Origin of the sequence: Streptomyces silvisoli (assembly GCF_029269905.1) — a bacterium.
GTDB lineage: Bacteria > Actinomycetota > Actinomycetes > Streptomycetales > Streptomycetaceae > Streptantibioticus_A > Streptantibioticus_A silvisoli_A.
The window spans coordinates 43,535-61,091 of the sequence record NZ_JARJBC010000008.1 but is presented as its reverse complement, the minus strand read 5'-3'; the positions used below and the strand labels follow the sequence as shown (position 1 = coordinate 61,091).

General features: G+C 70.7%; 14 protein-coding genes and 1 pseudogene. 7 read left to right on the top strand and 8 right to left on the bottom strand.

The features are described from left to right. Positions 1–15: 15 nt before the first annotated feature. From P3G67_RS14935 to betA, 3 genes are read right to left on the bottom strand one after another with little or no spacing between them, the layout of a single operon-like run. Positions 16–1,248: a sarcosine oxidase subunit beta family protein gene (locus tag P3G67_RS14935; protein ID WP_276093926.1), complete on the bottom strand. Its 1,233-nt coding sequence runs from the start codon at positions 1,246–1,248 to the stop codon at positions 16–18. Beyond that, positions 1,245–3,704 (bottom strand): GcvT family protein, encoded by a 2,460-nt coding sequence (locus P3G67_RS14930; protein WP_276093925.1) that lies wholly within the window; start codon positions 3,702–3,704, stop codon positions 1,245–1,247. Before P3G67_RS14930 ends, P3G67_RS14935 begins: the two co-directional genes overlap by 4 nt. Before the next feature lie 32 nt (positions 3,705–3,736). Next, positions 3,737–5,413 (bottom strand): choline dehydrogenase, encoded by a 1,677-nt coding sequence (betA, locus tag P3G67_RS14925; RefSeq protein ID WP_276093924.1) that lies wholly within the window; start codon positions 5,411–5,413, stop codon positions 3,737–3,739. A 144-nt stretch (positions 5,414–5,557) separates the two neighbouring features. Here betA and P3G67_RS14920 point away from each other — a divergent pair, with 144 nt between their 5' ends. Next, positions 5,558–6,349: an IclR family transcriptional regulator gene (locus P3G67_RS14920; protein WP_391858261.1), complete on the top strand. Its 792-nt coding sequence runs from the start codon at positions 5,558–5,560 to the stop codon at positions 6,347–6,349. Here the strand turns inward: P3G67_RS14920 and P3G67_RS14915 are convergent. After that, entirely contained in the window at positions 6,321–7,481 is a 1,161-nt protein-coding gene (locus P3G67_RS14915; protein ID WP_276093923.1) for an aromatic ring-hydroxylating oxygenase subunit alpha, read from the bottom strand. The genes P3G67_RS14920 and P3G67_RS14915 overlap by 29 nt on opposite strands. 135 nt (positions 7,482–7,616) lie before the next feature. Then, positions 7,617–7,976, bottom strand: a complete 360-nt coding sequence (locus P3G67_RS14910; RefSeq protein WP_276093922.1) for a bifunctional 3-phenylpropionate/cinnamic acid dioxygenase ferredoxin subunit — start codon at positions 7,974–7,976, stop codon at positions 7,617–7,619. A gap of 255 nt (positions 7,977–8,231) precedes the next feature. Here P3G67_RS14910 and P3G67_RS14905 point away from each other — a divergent pair, with 255 nt between their 5' ends. The 5 genes and pseudogenes from P3G67_RS14905 (at position 8,232) to P3G67_RS14885 (ending at position 12,986) form a co-directional block, all read left to right on the top strand. Then, positions 8,232–9,782: an APC family permease gene (locus P3G67_RS14905; RefSeq protein WP_276093921.1), complete on the top strand. Its 1,551-nt coding sequence runs from the start codon at positions 8,232–8,234 to the stop codon at positions 9,780–9,782. A gap of 190 nt (positions 9,783–9,972) precedes the next feature. After that, positions 9,973–10,094: pseudogene (locus P3G67_RS14900) on the top strand (ABC transporter ATP-binding protein); the annotation flags it as partial. Positions 10,095–10,193: 99 nt separating this feature from the next. Beyond that, positions 10,194–10,751, top strand: a complete 558-nt coding sequence (locus tag P3G67_RS14895) for a toxin (protein WP_276094107.1) — start codon at positions 10,194–10,196, stop codon at positions 10,749–10,751. A gap of 16 nt (positions 10,752–10,767) precedes the next feature. Then, positions 10,768–11,994 (top strand): MAB_1171c family putative transporter, encoded by a 1,227-nt coding sequence (locus tag P3G67_RS14890; RefSeq protein ID WP_276093920.1) that lies wholly within the window; start codon positions 10,768–10,770, stop codon positions 11,992–11,994. After that, complete coding sequence (locus tag P3G67_RS14885; RefSeq protein ID WP_276093919.1) at positions 11,991–12,986, top strand: aldo/keto reductase; 996 nt, start codon at positions 11,991–11,993, stop codon at positions 12,984–12,986. Before P3G67_RS14890 ends, P3G67_RS14885 begins: the two co-directional genes overlap by 4 nt. 14 nt (positions 12,987–13,000) lie before the next feature. Here P3G67_RS14885 and P3G67_RS14880 read toward each other — a convergent pair whose 3' ends face one another. Further along, on the bottom strand, positions 13,001–13,447 hold the full coding sequence (locus P3G67_RS14880; protein ID WP_269857482.1) for a helix-turn-helix domain-containing protein: 447 nt from the start codon (positions 13,445–13,447) through the stop codon (positions 13,001–13,003). Between the two features lie 452 nt (positions 13,448–13,899). Here P3G67_RS14880 and P3G67_RS14875 point away from each other — a divergent pair, with 452 nt between their 5' ends. After that, positions 13,900–15,279 carry a hypothetical protein gene (locus P3G67_RS14875; protein ID WP_276093918.1) on the top strand — a complete coding sequence of 460 codons (1,380 nt, stop codon included), beginning with the start codon at positions 13,900–13,902 and terminating at the stop codon, positions 15,277–15,279. 49 nt (positions 15,280–15,328) lie between these two features. On the opposite strand, the gene P3G67_RS14870 is transcribed toward P3G67_RS14875, so the two are convergent. Next, positions 15,329–15,832, bottom strand: coding sequence for a flavin reductase family protein (locus P3G67_RS14870; protein ID WP_276093917.1), 504 nt, complete (start codon positions 15,830–15,832; stop codon positions 15,329–15,331). A 16-nt stretch (positions 15,833–15,848) separates the two neighbouring features. After that, positions 15,849–17,513, bottom strand: a complete 1,665-nt coding sequence (locus tag P3G67_RS14865; RefSeq protein WP_276093916.1) for a (2,3-dihydroxybenzoyl)adenylate synthase — start codon at positions 17,511–17,513, stop codon at positions 15,849–15,851. Positions 17,514–17,557: the final 44 nt, after the last annotated feature.

The following is a 17,557-nucleotide window of genomic DNA, read 5'->3' as shown; positions in this document are numbered from 1 at the left end:
GGCCCTCCGGCGCGCTCAGTGGGCGACCGCCGCCGCGCCGTGCTCGTCCACGAGCGCGCCGGTGGTGAAGCGGTCAAGGTGGAACGGCCTGGCCAGCGGATGGGGTTCGTCGTACGCGATGGTGTGCGCGAGGACCGAGCCGACCCCGGGCGTGGCCTTGAAACCACCCGTCCCCCAACCGCAGTTGAGGTACAGCCGGTCCACCGGCGTGCGCCCGATGATCGGCGAGGCGTCCGGGGTCACATCCACGATCCCGCCCCAGGTGCGCAGCACGTGGGCGCGCGCGAACACCGGGAACAGCTCCAGGGCGGCGGCCATCTGGTCCGCGATGATGTGGAACGCGCCGCGCTGGGTGTAGGCGGGGTAGGCGTCGATCCCGGCGCCCATCACCAACTCGCCCTTGTGCGCCTGGCTGACGTACACGTGCACCGCGTTGGACATCACCACCGTGGGATGGACGGGTTCCAGGAGTTCGGAGACGAGCGCCTGCAACGGGTGGCTTTGCAGCGGCAGTTCGACACCGGCCATGGCGGCCAGCACCGAGGAGTGGCCGGCCGCGCACAGCGCGACCCTGTCCGCCGCGATCGGGCCCAGCGAGGTGCGCACCCCGGTCGCCCGGCCGCCGCGCACCTCGATGCCGGTGACCTCGCAGTTCTGGATGAGGTCGATCCCGGCCGCGTCGGCGGAGCGGGCCAGTCCCCAGGCGACGTGGTCGTGCTTGGCGATGCCCGCGCGTGGCTGGTACGTGGCGCCCAGCACCGGATGGCGGGTGTCCGGCGCGGTGTTGATGATCGGGCAGACCTCCCTGACCTGGTCCGGGTCGAGCCACTGCGCGTCCACGCCGTTCAGCCGGTTGGCCTCGACCCGGCGCATCCCGTCCCGGACGTCCTGGAGGCTGTGCGCCAGGTTGAGCACACCGCGCTGGGAGAACAGCAGCGGATAGTCCAGTTCCTCCTCCAGCCCCTCCCACAGTCTCAGCGCGTGCTCGTAGATCCCGGCGCTGGCGTCCCACAGGTAGTTGGAGCGGATGATGGTGGTGTTGCGCGCCATGTTGCCCCCGGCCAGCCAGCCGCGTTCCAGCACCGCCACATCGGTGATGCCGTGGTCGCGGGCGAGGTAGTGCGCGGTGGCCAGGCCGTGGCCGCCGCCGCCCACGATCACCACCTCGTAGCGGCGCTTGGGGTCGGGGTTGCGCCAGAGCCGGTCGGGGTGTTCGGGCAGCCCGGCGCCCGGGGGGCGCGGGCTCACCGGGCGGCTCCCCGGTCCAGGTCGCGCAGTCGTCGCATCGCCGGGTCGAACAGGGGCTCCTCGGCGACGACCGCGGGCACCCGGCGCTCGAAGTAGCCGATCTCCAACGGGCGCCCGGCGGTGGCCAGTTCGGCTGGCAGCCATGCGTAGGCGATTCCCTTGCCGATCGTGTAGCCGTAGGCGGCGCTGGTCACATGGCCGACGCACGCCCCGCCGTCGTACACCGGCTCCTTGCCCATCACTACCGACGCCGGATCCTCGACGGTCAGACAGGTCAGCCGGCGGCGCACCCGGGCGGCGCGCCGTTCCAGCGCGGCCCGGCCGATGAAGTCCCCCTTGTCCGGTCTGACGGCGAAGGCCAGTCCGGCCTCGTACGGGTCGTGCTCGAAGGTCATGTCGGTGCCGAAGGACCGGTAGCCCTTCTCAAGGCGCAGGCTGTTGAACGCCCCGCGCCCCGCCGCGACGCCGCCGTACGGCTGGGCGGCCCGCCACAGCGTGTCCCACAGCTTCAGCCCGAGGTCGGCGGTGGTGTACAGCTCCCAGCCGAGTTCGCCGACATAGCTCAGCCGCATCGCGGTGACCGGCACCGTGCCGATGTGCGCGCACTGGGCGCGGAAGTAGCGCAGCGCCTCGTTGGAGAAGTCCCGGTCGGCCAGCGGCTGCAGCACCTCGCGGGCGCGCGGCCCCCACAGGCCGACACAGCAGGTGCCCGCCGTGATGTCCCGCAGCCCCACGGAACCGTCGTCGGGCAGATGCCTGCGCAGCCAGTCGAGTTCCAGGTTCGAGTTCGCGCCGATCTGGAAGTGCTCCGGGCCCAACCGGGCGACCGTCACGTCCGCGCGGATGCCGCCGTCGTGGTCCAGCAGCAGGGTGTACGTCACCGAGCCGACCGACCGGTCCATGGCGCCGGTGGTCAGCCGCTCCAGGTACGCCAGTGCGCCGCGGCCGGTGACCTCCAGCCGTTTGAGCGCCGTCATGTCGTACAGCGCGACGGCCTCCCGGGTGGCCAGCGCCTCGGCGCCGACGACGGGCGACCAGTAGCGGGCCGCCCAGTCGTTGGGGGCGGGTATCTCCCGGCCCCGGGTGAGCGGTTCGTTGGCGGCGTACCACTGCGGGCGCTCCCAGCCCGCGGCTTCCAGGAAGACCGCGCCGAGTTCCCGCTGGCGGGGATGGAACGGAGTGGTGCGCAAGGGCCGTGGCGCGCCCGGCGGTTGCAGTGGGTGGATGATGTCGTAGACCTCCACGAAGTTCTGGCAGCCCCGGGTGAGCACGTACTCGGGCGCCAACTGGTGCGGCTCGAACCGGTTGACGTCGCACTCGTGCAGGTCGAACGACGAGCAGTGGCCGTCGACCAGCCATTCGGCCAGTGCCCGGCCGACGCCCGCGGAGTGGGTGACCCAGACCGCCTCGGCCACCCAGAAGCCGCGCACCCGCGGCGACTCGCCCAGCAGCGGCATCCCGTCGGTGGTGAACGAGAACAGTCCGTTGATGCCCTCCTCCACCTTCGCGTCCCGGGTCGCCGGCAGCAGTGCGCGGGTCTCTGCCCATGCTTCGGCGAAGTCCTCCTCGGTGAACGCCCGTACCGACGGCATGGAGTCGCCGGTGCCGACGGGCGCGATGTCGTCCACGGCCACCGGCATCGGGCGGTGCCGGTAGCTGCCGATGCCCAACCGGTCGTGCCGGTCGCGGTAGTACAGGGCCGCGTCCTGGTGGCGCAGGATGGGCCGGACCGCCTCCGCGGTCTGCCCGGCCAGCGCGGGCACCGGACCGGTCCACGCCAACTGGTGGGCGAGCGGTACCAGCGGCAGCTCCATCCCGGCCATCCGGGCCACCTTCGGCCCCCAGATACCCGCACAGCACACCACCACGTCCGCCGGAAGCTCGCCCCGGTCCGTCATGACCGCGCTGACCCGGTCGCCCACCGTCCGGATGTCCAGCACCTCGTGCCGGTCGAGGAAGCGCACCCCCCGGCCGCGTGCCGCCCGCGTCTGCGCCTCGACCGCGAGTACCGCCTTGGCCAGACCGTCACTGGGCACCAGCAGCCCGCCCAGCACCCGCTCCCGGTTCAGCAGCGGATGCAGCGCCACGCACTCGTCCGGGCCGATCACCCGCGCCGGTACGCCCCACGCGGTGGCCCAGCCGTGCCGTCGGTGCAGTTCGGCCAGCCGCTCCGGGGTGGTGGCCACCTCAAGTCCGCCGACCTGGAGGAAGCAGGGCTGCCCGGCCACGTCGAGGGCGGAGAACTTCTGCACGGTGTAACGGGCGAAGCCGGTCATGGTCTTGGACGGGTTGGTCTGGAACACCAGGCCGGGGGCGTGCGAGGAGGACCCTCCGGTGGCGGGCAGCGGCCCCTGGTCGACGACGGTCACCTCGGTCCAGCCCCGTAGCGACAACTCGTCGGCCAGCGCGGCTCCCACGACGCCCGCCCCGATGATCACCACACGCGGTCCGGCCATCACGAACCTCCTGCTCGTAGCGGTGCCAGTGGTCACGCCCGGTGGTCCCGGGTGGTGTGCCGGTGCCGGTGGAACTCCTCCCTGACCGGCGGCAGCGGCTCATTGCCCAGGACGAGGTCGGCGGCCTTCTCGGCGGTCATCATCACCGGGGCGTAGATGTTGCCGTTGGTGATGTACGGCATCACCGAGGCGTCCACCACGCGCAGCCCGTCGACTCCCCGTACCCGCATGCTGGTTGGGTCGACCACCGCCATGGTGTCGGTGCCCATCTTGCAGGTGCATGACGGATGCAACGCGGTCTCGCCCTCCCGGCGCACCCAGTCCAGGATCTCCTCGTCGGTGCGGACACCGGGTCCCGGCGCGATCTCTCCGCCGTCGTAGGGGGCGAGGGCGGGTTGGCCGAGGATGCCGCGGGCGGTGCGGACCGCCTCGACCCACTCCCGGCGGTCCTGGTCGGTGGACAGGTAGTTGAAGCGCAGGGCGGGCTTGGACCGCGGGTCGCGGCTGCGGATCTTCACCGAGCCCCGGGCGTCGGAGTACATCGGCCCGATGTGCACCTGGTAGCCGTGGCCGCCCACGGGCGCCGAGCCGTCGTAGCGCACCGCGACGGGCAGGAAGTGGAACATCAGGTTCGGGTAGGCCACGTCCTCGTTGCTCCGGGCGAAGCCACCGGCCTCGAAGTGGTTGGTGGCGCCCGGACCACCGCGCGACAGCAGCCACCGCAGGCCGACCCACGGCCGGTGCCGCCACTTCAGATACGGCTGTACCGACACCGGCCGCCTGCAGGCGTGCTGCACATAGACCTCCAGATGGTCCTGGAGGTTCTCGCCCACCCCGGGTACGTCCTGTACGACGGGTACGCCCAGGGCGCGCAGCTCGTCCGCGTTGCCGACACCGGAAAGCTGTAGCAGCTGGGGCGAGTTGACGGCGCCGCCGCACAGGATCACCTCGCCTGCCCGAACCCGCCGTGTGGCGCCGCGGCCGTGCCCGTACTCCACGCCGACGGCGCGCCTTCCGTGGAACAGCACCCGGGTCACCATGGTCCGGGTGCGCACCGTCAGGTTGCGCCTGCCCATCGCCGGACGCAGATAGGCGCCGGCCGCGGACAGCCGCCGCCCGCGGTGGATCGTGCGGTCGAACGCGGCGAAGCCCTCCTGCCGGTAGCCGTTGACGTCGTCGGTGAGTGGGAACCCCGCCTGCTGCGCGGCCTGCAGAAAGGCGCCGAACAGCGGGTTGGACGCGGGGCCGCGCTCCAGCACCAGCGGTCCCGACCGGCCGCGCAGGGGGTCGTCGGCCGCCGCGGCCAGGCAGTTCTCCATCCGCTTGAAGTACGGCAGGCAGTGCGCGTAGTCCCAGCTCTCCATGCCGGGATCAGCGGCCCAGCGCTCGTAGTCCAGGGGGTTGCCGCGCTGGAAGATCATCCCGTTGATGCTGCTGGATCCGCCGAGCACCTTGCCCCGGGCGTGGTAGATGCGGCGACCGCCCATGTGCGGCTCCGGCTCCGACTCGTACATCCAGTCGTAGAAGCGGTTGCCGATGGGATAGGTGAGGGCCGCGGGCATGTGGATGAACACGTCCCACGGATAGTCGGAGCGACCGGCCTCCAGCACCAGCACTCGGTTGCCCGGGTCCGCGGAGAGCCGGTTGGCCAGCGCGCTACCGGCCGAACCGCCGCCGACGATGACGAAGTCGTAGCTGGGGAGAGCCATGGCTGCCTCGTCTCCTTCGAACCGTCTCCTGAGAGCGATCGATTGGCGGGCATGCTAGTACGGGTATCGCGATGCGCACCAGGTTGCGTTCAGCGCAACCTGGTGGGCAAGGGTCTTGTTGTCGAGGGCACTTATAGTTTCGCCATGAGCAACCTCAGTGGAGCCGCGGAGCCCTCGTCCGCCGGTGGTGTGCAGTCCGTCGACCGTGCCGTCAGCGTCCTGGAGATCCTCGCCGAGCGCGGCGAGGCGGGGGTCAGCGAAGTGGCGGCGGAGCTCGACGTGCACAAGTCCACCGCGTTCCGGCTGCTCGGCGCGCTGGAGGCGCGTGGTCTGGTGGAGCAGGCGGGGGAGCGCGGCAAGTACCGGCTCGGTTTCGGGATCGTACGGCTCGCCGGTGCCGTGACCGACCGCATCGACATCACCCAGCAGAGCCGCCCGGTCTGTGAGCGGCTGGCCGGGGAACTGGGCGAGACCGTCAACATCGCGGTGCTGGAGGAGACTTACGCGATCAACCTCTACCAGGTGCGCGGCCCCGGCGCGGTCGCAGCGCACAACTGGGTCGGCCAGCTCACCCCGTTGCACGCCACGTCCAGCGGCAAGGTACTGCTCGCCCAGCTCACCGCCAAGCGCCGTGCCGAACTGCTGGCCGCGGCGGGCCTGAAGAAGCTGACGTCCCACACCATCACGTCCAAGGCGCGGCTGGAGAAGAACCTCGCCGAGGTCCGTGAGCGCGGATACGCCACCACACACGAGGAGTTCGAGATCGGGCTGAACGCCATGGCCGCCCCGATCCACGCCCGGGGCGGCGAGGTCGTGGCGGCCGTGAGCGCGTCCGGTCCCGGTTACCGGTTCACCGACGAGCGGATGAGGGAGCTCGCCCCGCTGCTGGTCAAGGGTGCCGAGGAGATCAGCCACCGCCTGGGGTACCTGGGCTGACACCGCGGCTAGCGGGTGCCAAGCGGTCCAGTACGAAGGCGTGGAACGCGCCGATGTGGTGCTCGCTGGGCACCAGCACCCCGCCGTTCGCGTACAGCCGGGAGGACATCCCCGGCTGGCAGCGCTCACAGGCCGCGAAGTCCTGCCGGTTGACCCGGTCGAACAGCTCCACCGAGCGGCTCAGGTCGGTGCCCGCGGCGACGACCTCCGGCAGGTAGAGCCAGTCGCACTCCACCAGGGTGCGGTCGGGGGCGAGCGGATACATCCGGTGCCAGATCACGTGGTCGGGAACCAGGTTGACGAACACCTGCGGCTTGATGGTGATCGCGAAGTACCGGCGGTCCTGCTCCGCCGTGACCGTGGGGATGCGGGCCACCCCCTCGGAGCCGTCCACGGTGAACCCCTTGATGTCCGCCCCGAACTCGGCGCCGTGGCCCACGAAGTACTGGGCGGCGTAGCCCTCGGCGAACTCCGGTAGCACCTCGGTGAGTTCCGGATGGATCGTGGCGCAGTGGTAGCACTCCATGAAGTTCTCCACGATCAGCTTCCAGTTCGCCCGCACGTCGTAGCTGATCCGGCGGCCCACCGCCAGTTCCGCCACCCCGTACGGTTCGACGGCCCCGGCATCGCCGAGCCGGGCGACCACCTCGCCGATCACCTGCTCTTCGAACGACGGCGGCTCCCGCGCCAGACAGACCCAGACATAGCCCAGCCACTCCCGCACCGCCACGCCGGCCAGGCCGTACGTGGTGCGGTCGACGTCCGGCATGCGCGTCAGGTTGGGCGCCGCGAGCAACGTGCCGTCCAGGCCGTACGTCCACGCGTGGTACGGGCACCGGAAGGCCCGCCTGACCTCGCCGGACTCCTCGGCGCACAGCCGCGCGCCGCGGTGCCTGCACACGTTGAGGAAGGCACGCACCACGTCGTCGTGGCCACGGACCAGCAGCACGCTCTCCCGCCCCACGGTGACCGTGCGGTACGCGCCCGGGCCGTCGAGGTCGGAGCGGCGGACGGCGCAGAACCACATCGACTCGAAGATCAGCCGCTGCTCGGCGGCGAAGATCTCCTGCCCGGTGTAGTGCTCACCGGGCAGGGTCGGAATCAGGCTTTCCGGCAAGCTGTTCGCTGTCACGTCCTTGCCTCCGGCGTGGTTTCCCTGTGGGCTGGGGTCGATTGGGCGCACCGCCGGGGATTCGCCACCGTGGTTGCTCGCCGTCGCGGCGGAACCTCGTTCGGGGCTAGCCCCCGAACTCCCGGTCGCGGGGCCCTACTCGGACGCTTTGACGGGGTACGCCACCGCGCCACGCGGCAGCGGCGGCGTGTCGCACAGCAGCACGTACACCATGCCGTGCTCCACCAGCACCTGGTGGGTGCGCACCGGAAGCCGGGCCGGTAGCCCGTCGGCGAGGCCGGTGCGCAGGTCGAACTTCGAGGCGTGCAGCGGGCATTCGACCGCGCACCCCTCCAGCCAGCCGTCGGAGAGCGCGGCGTCCTGGTGGGTGCAGGTGTCGTCGATGGCGAACAGCTCGCCATCGTCGGTGTGGAAGACCGCGACGGGAGGGACCGTTTCGAGCCGGAAGGCCTCGCCCCGCGGAAGGTCCACGAGGCGGCACACGGGAATCATCATGACACCTCGGTGCGTATAGTGAAACGAATTGCGGGACCCGCAACGCCCAGCAGTTTGGGGGCGGCTCGGAACCAGTGTCAAGGCAACGACGGGGCGCCCGCGAGAGGCAGTTCAAGCCGGGCCCTTCGTTGCGGATCATGGCGCACGTCTCGTCTCACGCAACCTGTGTCGTGCGTCTCAACGGGTTTGCCGGTCGGTAGCTGGGTACCAGCCAGGAAATTACGGGCCGCCCCGACCGCCGTCCTGGAGTGTCATATGCCTGATTCCGGACAAATTAGACAAACCGCTGCGACCGTCACCGCTCCCCCCGCGCCGCCGGGAGATGACACCGGCGACCTCGCGCGCTTCGGGTACCGCCAGGAACTGGAGCGCTCGCTGGGATCCTTCTCCAGCTTCGCCGCGGGCTTCAGCTACATCTCCATCATGACCGGTGTCTTCCAGCTGTTCGGCTTCGGATTCGCCTCCGGCGGGCCCGCGTTCATCTGGAGCTGGCCGCTGGTCTTCATCGGCCAGGGCGCGGTGGCGCTGTGCTTCGCCGAGGTGGCGGGGCAGTTCCCGCTGGCGGGCGGTGTCTACCAGTGGTCCAAGCAGGTCGCGCGACCCGCCACCGCCTGGATGTCCGGCTGGATCATGACCATCGGTGCCGTGGTCACCGCGGCCGCCGTGGCCGTGGCGTACCAGGTGATCCTGCCGCAGGTCTCGCTCGCCTTCCAGATCGTCGGCGGGGCCGCCGACGCCGGGCAGACCGCCACCCCCGAAGGCGCCAAGAACGCCATCCTGCTCGCCCTCGGCCTGGTGGTCTTCACCACCGTCGTCAACATCGTCGGGGTGCGGCTGATGGCGAAGATCAACAACCTTGGTGTGGCGGTGGAGTTGGTCGGCGTCACCCTGCTGATCGTCATGCTGGCGGTGCACATCAGGCGTGGTCCGCAGGTCATCACCCACACCCAGGGCACCGGCACCGGGCAGTCCCTGGGGTACTTCGGCGCCTTCCTTGTCGCCTCGATCATGAGCGCCTACGTCTTCTACGGCTTCGACACCGCGGGCTCGCTCGCCGAGGAGACCAGGGAGCCGCGACGCCACGCGCCGCGCGCCATCCTGCGCGCGCTCACCGCAGCCTTCCTCGCGGGCGGCCTGCTGATGCTGGTCGGGATGATGGCGGTCGGCGACATCAACGCCAAGGAGCTGGGCACCCTCGGCATGCCGTACCTGATCAAGTCCACCCTCGGTACCGGACTCGGCAATGTCTTCCTGGTCTGCTCCGCCATCGCCATCACCGTGTGCTGCCTGGCCGTGCAGACCGCGGCGATCCGCCTGCTGTTCGCCATGGCGCGGGACGGGCGGCTGCCGTTCGGCGCCGCGATCGCGAAGGTCTCGCCGCGCTCGAAGACGCCGATCGTGCCGGCGGTGCTCACCGGTGTGCTGACCATCGCGCTGCTGCTGGTCAACATCGGCAACCAGCGGGCCTTCTACATCCTCACGTCGGTCGCCATCATCCTGTTCTACATCCCCTATCTGATGGTCACCGGCCCGATGCTGCTGCGCCGGGTGCGCGGCCAGTGGCCGCGCCCGGACCACGGCCCGTACTTCAACCTGGGCCGCTGGGGCACCCCGGTGAACGCCTTCGCGGTGCTGTACGGGGCGGCCATGACCGTCAACCTCGCATGGCCCCGGGCGGCCGTCTACGGCCATGACCACTGGTACTTCCAGTGGGGTGCCGTCGTGTTCACCGCAGTCATCGTGGCGGTCGGCGCGGGCCTGTACCTGGTCCGCCGCGGACAGCGCAGCGCTCCGATCAGCGACTGACTCCCCGGTTCATGGCCAGCCCTTTGCGTGCTGTTTGATCTCGGTTGACGCGCAACAGCACGTGATCTTCAGCCGAGGGTGGGAACGCGTGACGGCCCGGTCGGCAGGGGGATGGCCGCGCATCGGCCATGGCGGGCGTACTGGCGGCGGGCGCGGCGGCACGCCATGCGCCCGCCGGCGGCTCGGCCGGTCCTCCACGACCGCGGCGCTGGTCGCGGTGGTCGAGGCGTACCGGCGGGAAAGCGGCTCCGGACTGCTCGCGGTGGGCCATGACCGCCACTGGAGCGCTGGCGCGACCGCCCCGTGCACTGGGCAGTTGGCCGGATCACGTCGTTCGACCGTGGCCGCCGCCGCACGGCGCGGATAAGCTTTCGGACCGACGGCCCCGTCGCGGCAAGGAGAACGGAACCGGTGAACCACTCCTCGCACACCGGGTCGAAGCCCAGCAAAGGAGACATCAGGCGACTGCGTCGGCTGTCCGAATCGCTGCTGAACCGGCTCAACCTGCCGGACAAGTGTGATATCCCCACGCTCTGCGAACTGCTCAGCCAAGAGCGCGGCCGTCCCCTGCACCTCGTGCCGTTGGCCATGGGCGCGGCCCACCCGTGCGGCATGTGGCTCGCATTGGACGTGGCCGACCTCGTGGTGTTCGAGGCCGACACCAGCCGACTGCACCGGGACCACATCATCGCCCACGAACTGGCCCACATGATCTGCGGCCACCGCGATGTGAACCAGCCCGAGAAGGCCGGGCTCGAACAGCTCTTCCCCGACCTGGACCCGCGCCGGGTGCACGAGATGCTGGGCCGCACCAGTTACTCCTCCCAGGAGGAGCAGGAGGCGGAGATCCTCGCGTCACTGATCCTGGAGCGCGTCACCCGGCCGCCGAAGGAACCGGTGTGGAAGGTTCCGCCCGCCGAGGCGCAGACCGTGGCCCGTATCGACCGTACGCTGCAACACCCGGAGTGAACCCGCTGGAGGGTACGTGGGAGATCTGAAGGGTGTTGTCTTCCCGCCGTGCGCGGCGCTGTGCGCCCTGGCGTTCCTGTACAAGCTTCGCGACCTGCGGCAGCACCGGCGGGACCCCGCGCTGCTCGCGCTGATCACCGCCTTCCTGCTCAAGGGCGTCTCCTTCGCGCTGTCCGTTCCCGCGGTCTCCGCCAGCGTGGACGCGCGCTCCGGAGTGCCGAACCTGGGGGCGCTGGGCATCCATCTGCTGGGTGGAGTGTCGTCCAGTGCCGCGTTGCTGGTGGCCATCACGTACTGGGTGCACCCGGCCCAGCAGGCCCGGCCGAGGGCACGGGCCTGGCTGACCGCCTTCGGCGCCTGCGCGGTGGCGATGTTCGCGCTGTGGCTGGCCGCGGAGCCGCACGGGCACGTCAGGTCGGCCGACTACATCCTGCAGAACGTGAGGAACCCGGTGGTCGCCGGATACACCCTGCTGTACGCCACCGCGTTCGGCGCCGGAATGATCCAGATCGCCCTGCTGTGCCGACGCTACGCCAAGGCCGCCGGCCGGCAGTGGCTGCGGTGGGGAATGGCCACCACCCAACTCGGCGCGCTGTGCTGCATCGTCTACTGCGCCAACCGGGCCTGGGCGGTGATCGCGATCCGGTTCGGGCTCAACCCCCTGCAGTGGGAGGCGTTGACACCGGTCGCCAACGGCATCGGCATCCTCTGCCTGGCGAGCGGGCTCACCATGCCGTCCTGGGGGCCGCAGCTGTCCGAACTACGGCGCAGGACCGGCAACTTCGTGGCCTACCAGCGGCTCCACCCGCTGTGGCGCGACCTGTACGCCGCGATCCCGGACATCGCGCTCAGCCCACCGGCGTCCGCGCGGTTGGACCGGTTCACCCCGCGGGACATCAACTACCGCCTGTACCGGCTGGTCATCGAGATCCAGGACGGCCTGCTCGTACTGCGCCCCTACATGGATCCCGAGGCCGCCGAGGCCGCCGCCCGGTCCGCCAGGAGTGCCGGTCTGGCCGGTGGGCGGCTGGACGCGGCGGTGCGCGCCGCCCAGGTGCGGGCGGCACTACGCGCCAGACGGAACAACCTGCCGACCACCGGCGGCGCCGTCTCCCCAGCCCCCGCCGCGGAACCCGGGACGGTCTCGGAAGAGGATGGGGACTACCTGGGCGAGGTCTCCCGACTGGTCGGTGTCGCCCAGGCCTACGCGGCCCTGGGACGGACGAAGAGGAGTACCACATGAAGCAGCGCAGGCTGGGCAACAGCGGGTTGGCGGTCTCCGCGCTCGGGCTCGGATGCATGGGCATGTCGATCGCGTACGGCCCCGCCGACGAGACCGAGGCCAGACGGGTCCTCGACCGCGCCGGTGAACTGGGCATCACCCTGCTGGACACCGCGGACGCCTACGGGCGCGGCGCCAACGAGGAGTTGCTGGCGGGCTGGCTGCGCGGGCGGGACCGGGACCGCGTGGTGCTGGCCACCAAGTTCGGGCTGCGGCACGACGCGGCGAGCGGCCGGGTCGGCGACGTCGACACCTCCGCGGAGTACGTGCCGGTGGCCTGCGACGCCTCACTGCGCCGGTTGGGCGTCGAGCACATCGACCTGTACTACGCGCACCGCCGGGATCCGCAGGTGCCGGTGGAGGAGACCGTCGGGGCCATGGCCGCGCTGGTCGAGGCGGGCAAGGTGCGGTACCTCGGACTGTCCGAGGTGAGCGCCGAGACCCTGCGCAGGGCGCACGCCGTACACCCCATCGCCGCCGTGCAGTTGGAGTACTCGCTGTTCACCCGGGACGTGGTGGAGGGCGAGATGCTGGCCACCTGCCGCGAACTGGACATCGCCGTGGTCGCCTACTCGCCGCTCGGCCGCGGCATGCTCACCGGCGCCGTCTCCTCGCGCGAGGATCTGACACGGGACGACAACCGGCTGCGCTGGCCGCGCTTCTCCGCCGAGAACATCGGACCCAACCTGGAACTCGTCCACGCGGTGGGTGAGTTGGCGGCCGAGATCGGCTGCACTGCCGGGCAGGCGGCGCTCGCCTGGCTGCTCGCCCAGGGCGACGACATCATCCCCATCCCCGGCACCAAGCGCCTGCGCTACCTGGAGGAGAACGTCGCGGCGGCCGAACTGCGGCTCACCCCCGAGCAGATCGACCGGCTGGGCAAGGCGGTGCCGTCCACCGCGGTCGCGGGCGAACGCTACCCGGAACAGGCGCTGCGCCGCGTCGGCCACTGAGCGCCGCCGGGACCCTACGGCCGCTCGGCCGTGGGGTCCCGTGGCAGTCCCTCCAACTCGCGCACCCGCTCGATGACCTCGGCGATCGAGCTGAGGCTCTGCGCGGACAGGCCCGCGCTGCGCAGCGCGACCCGCTGGACCTGGGAGTCCCGTAGCGCCACGAGCAGGCGGAGTTCCGCGTTCACCTCGTCCGCCACCCGGTCGTCGAAGAAGTAGGCGGGCGGTACGCCGAAGAACCTCGCCAGACCCTCGACATGGCGCAGGGTCGGGTTGTCCCGCTGTCCCCTGCGCAGCAGCCATATGTAGCTTCCGGAGATGGGCACGCCGCCCTCGGTGATGGCGCGCGCCACCTCCTCGCTGCTGTACGGACCGCGACCTGCCGGAATCACGGTCTCGAACAGGTGGTTCAACTTCTCGGCCAGTGTACGAACCGGCGTACTGCTGGAGTTGGTCAAGGTCACACCTCATTCCTCCCCGGGAATGTATCGCTGACTCCTGTGAGTGGCGATGGGCGTGTGCCCAAACATGAGTTGACACTACTGGGTTGGCTGCTTAGGTTCTTGATCGTAATGGCCTTCGACTCATGTTGGATGCCAAGCGAAGCTGGATGCTCGCCAGTTGATGGGGGATCCGGACTGGCACCACGTGTTACGGGGGCACGAGCCACTACCGGCCGACGGGGGAAACCAGCCATGACAGATGTGTTGACCAGACACGTCCCGCGACGTGGAGCCATGCAGACCCGCCCGATGTCAGGTCCCGCCGGGACCTGACGCCGCGACCGCGGCCGCCTCGGCCCCACCGGCCAGCGGCAGCGCCGCCGACCGTCTGACTCACCCGACCGCCGAGCACGGTGGCCGGGTGGTCCGGTCGGCCCTCATGTGTACCCACGCCAGCAAGCTCCACCGAGGTCATGGACTCTTACGCGAAGAACGACACATCCGTGCTCACCACGTGCCTGGCCCGTCTGGGCTGGTCACCAGAGCGCCTGGCCCGCGAGATCAACAGGGTGTGCGGACCGGGCACCATCAGCGTCAAGGCGCCCTACAACTGGTTGAAGGGCGCACGCCCCCGTGGACAACTGCCCGACGTCGTGGCCAGGATCCTGTCCAAGGAGTTAGGCGAGCCGCTCACCGCCGAGGCGATCTGGGCGGCCAGGCCCGCGTCGCACCAGCCCACCGGCACCGAGCCGGGCGGCCAGGCAGCGCAGAGACCCGAGCCAAGCCCCCTCGCCGAGCGGGAAGTCATCACCGCGACCGTCGACTGGCTGGTCGGCACCGACCCCAGGCCGGTCACCGAGGAACCGGCCGAGGAACTCCACCCGGCCGTGCTCGGCGTCCTCACCGCCCGCATCGCCCATCTGCGGCAGCTGGACGACTCCCACGGCGGCGAACTGGTCCTGGACTGGGCGCTGCACGAACTGCGCTGGGCCGAATCGCTGTTGGTCCAGCTCTCCTCCGGCCGGCCGATCGACCCCCGGCTGCACCGGGCCATCGCCGAACTGCGCCAGCTGGTCGGCTGGGTAGCCGCCGACCTCGGCCGGGAACGGCTGGGCCAGAGCTATCTGCTGAGCGCCCTGGACGCCGCCCGCACCGCGGGGGACCGGGGTCTGGCCGCGCACATCATCTCCTGCATGAGCGACCAGGCCAGATGGCAGGGGCGCGGTGAGGAGGCGTTACGGCTGGCCCGGATCGCCAGAAAGGGATCGGTGGGCGAGCCCATCGGCATCGCCCATGCGCTGCTCGCCACCCGCCAGGCGCTGGCGCACGCCACCATCGGCGACGAGGAGGGGTGCCGACTGGCGTTGGACGAGGCCAGGGAACTGGCCGGATCGGTACAGCCCGGACACAACCCGTCATGGACGTACTGGGTCAACTCCGCGGTGCTGACCGCCGACGCAGGCCGGGCCTGGCTGGAGCTAGGGCGGTACGAGCAGGCCGAGCACTGCCTGGAATACGGGCTCGAACTGTTCGACGAGGCGCAGCCGCGCACCAGGGTGCTGCACTACATCTCGCTGGCCGAGGCCCGGTTGGCGCTGCGCGATGTCGACGGCGCCGCGCTGGCCGCGAACGCCGCGGTGGACCTGGCCGGCCCGATCACCTCGATGCGGGTCCGCCAGCGGCTCACCGAGCTGAGCGGGCGGTTCGGCGACATCGACGGCGCGGCGGCCCGCCGGATCGTCCGCCGCACCGAACGGGTGCTGGGCGCCGCCGTCCCGGCCCCGGCGGACCCGCCCGAGGCGGCCGACCGGCCGCTCGCGCTGTGCCCGTACCCCAGCCCGGCCGCGCCCTGACACACGGCGGGCCGGGGCGACACCCCGGCCCGCCAAGGCAGTTGTGGGATCAGCCCACGTCCAGGCGCCAGTCCAGGGCGCGCCGGAAGTACACCAGCGGCTCCCCGGGCGCCATACGACAGGACGCCACCTCACCGATCAGCACGGCATGGTCGCCGTGCTCCACGATCCTGCTGGTGGCACACCGCAGATACGCCAGGGAACCGGTGAGCCGGGGCACCGCCCCGTCCCAATCCCACCGTCGGCCGCCGAACTTGTCGTCACTGCGGCTGGCGAAGACCCGGGCCAGCTCCTGCTGGTCAGCGCCCAGCAGATGCACCCCGAACTCCGGCGCGCGCAACAGCGCGTCGTAGGAGCGGGCCGAGCGGTCCACCGCCACCAGGACGGACGGCGGAGCCGCGCTGTAGGAACAGATGGAGGACACCAGCAGACCGCATGGATCCCCGGACGCGGTACGGGCGGTCACCGCGGCCACGCCCGAGACCAGGCTGGACATCGCCTCGGCGAAGACCTCCGCCGGTGTGGAAACCGTTTCGGATATCAGTGTGTTCACGAGCTTGACCAGACTCCTACGGCCGACGGCCGATGTACGTGGCGGCCAGGGCCTTCTTGTCGATCTTCCCCACCGCGGTCAGCGGCATCTGCGCGACGATCTCCACCCGGTCCGGCGCCTTGTAGGGCGCGAGACCGCGTCCCCGCAGGAAGGCTCCGATCGTCTTCACACTCGGCTGCTCCCCGGAGACGACGAGGAACGCCACCGAGCGCTCGCCCAGCTTCCCGTCCGCCTCGGGCACCAGCGCCGCGGACACGATCTCCGGGTGGGCCAGCAGATGGCCCTCGACCTCGGTGGCGTCGATCTTCACACCACCGCGGTTGATCTGGTCCTTCACCCGGCCGATCACCGTCAGATGGCCGCTGGGCAGCCTGCGGACCTGGTCCCCGGTGCGGTAGAAGCCGTCCTCGGTGAAGCTGGTCCTGTTCTGCTCGGGGGCGCGGTAGTAGCCGCGCAGCGTGTACGGCCCGCGGGTCAGCAACTCGCCGACCTGGCCGTCCGGCACCGGCCGGCCGCCGCCGTCCACGATCAGGATCTCGTCGTCATCGGATACCGGCACCCCCTGAGTGGTGCTCAGCAGCTCGACCGGATCGTCCAGCCGGGTCAGGCAGATCAGCCCCTCGGACATCCCGAACACCTGCTGCAACGTGCAGTCCAGCCGCTCCACCACGGTGGCGGCCACGTCGTCGGCCAGCCGCGCGCTGCCCACCTGGAGCACCCGCAGGCTGGACAGGTCGGCCGGACCGCGGTCCAACTCGGCCAGCCAGTGCGGTACCAGGGTCGGGTTGAGCGAGGTGATGGTCACCCGCTCCCGCTCGATCAGCCGGAACGCGGTACGCGGATAGGGGTTCGACGCCATCACCACGGTGCCGCCGACCTGGAGGGTGCCGAGCAACCCCGGGCAGCTCATGGTGTAGTTGAACGCGATCGGCAGCACCGCCAGATACACCGAGTCGGCGTCCATCCGGGCCACCGTGGCGCACTGCCGCGCGTTGTACGCGTAGTCGTCGTGGGTACGCGGAATCAGCTTCGGCGTACCCGTGGTGCCGCCGGACAGCAGCAGCAGCGCGATGTCATCGGCGGCGGGCGGGTCGGCGCGGTTGCCGTCAGGGTCGGCGGGCGTGGCCATCAGGCCGTTCAACGAGGTGAATCCGGCGCGGTCCTGCGGATCGCCCAGTACCACCAGGTGCTTGAGCCCGGGGCAGGCGGTCGCGACCTCCTCGGCCAGCTCGCGGTAGTCGAACCGGTCGTGCTGGTCAGGGAAGAAGTAGGCGGTCGCCTCGGCGAGGGTGGCCAGATGCGTGATCTCGTTGCGCCGGTGGCCGGGCAGCGCGTGCACCGGCACCACACCCAGGCGCAGCAGGGCGAACCAGACGATCACGAACTCGGCGCAGTTCGGCAACTGCACCACGACCCGCTGCCCGCGGCGCAGGCCGAGTTCCCGCAGGCCGGTGGCCAACCGCTCCGCTCCGGCGTTCAGTTCGGCGTAGCTCCACCGGCTGCCCCCGTCCACAAGGGCCGTCCGTCTGCCGAACCGCGCCGCCCACCGGTCGAGTTGGTCGCCGAAGGTCTCACCGCGCCAGTAACCGGCCTTCCGGTATCGTGCGGCCTCCTCCGCCGGCCACCGCACCCAGAAGTCGGCCGGTACCCCTTCGGACGCGTGAGGGTTTTCCAGGGGCATCGAGTTGCCTCCTTGTGTCGCAGAGCCTGAATACGATCGGTTGG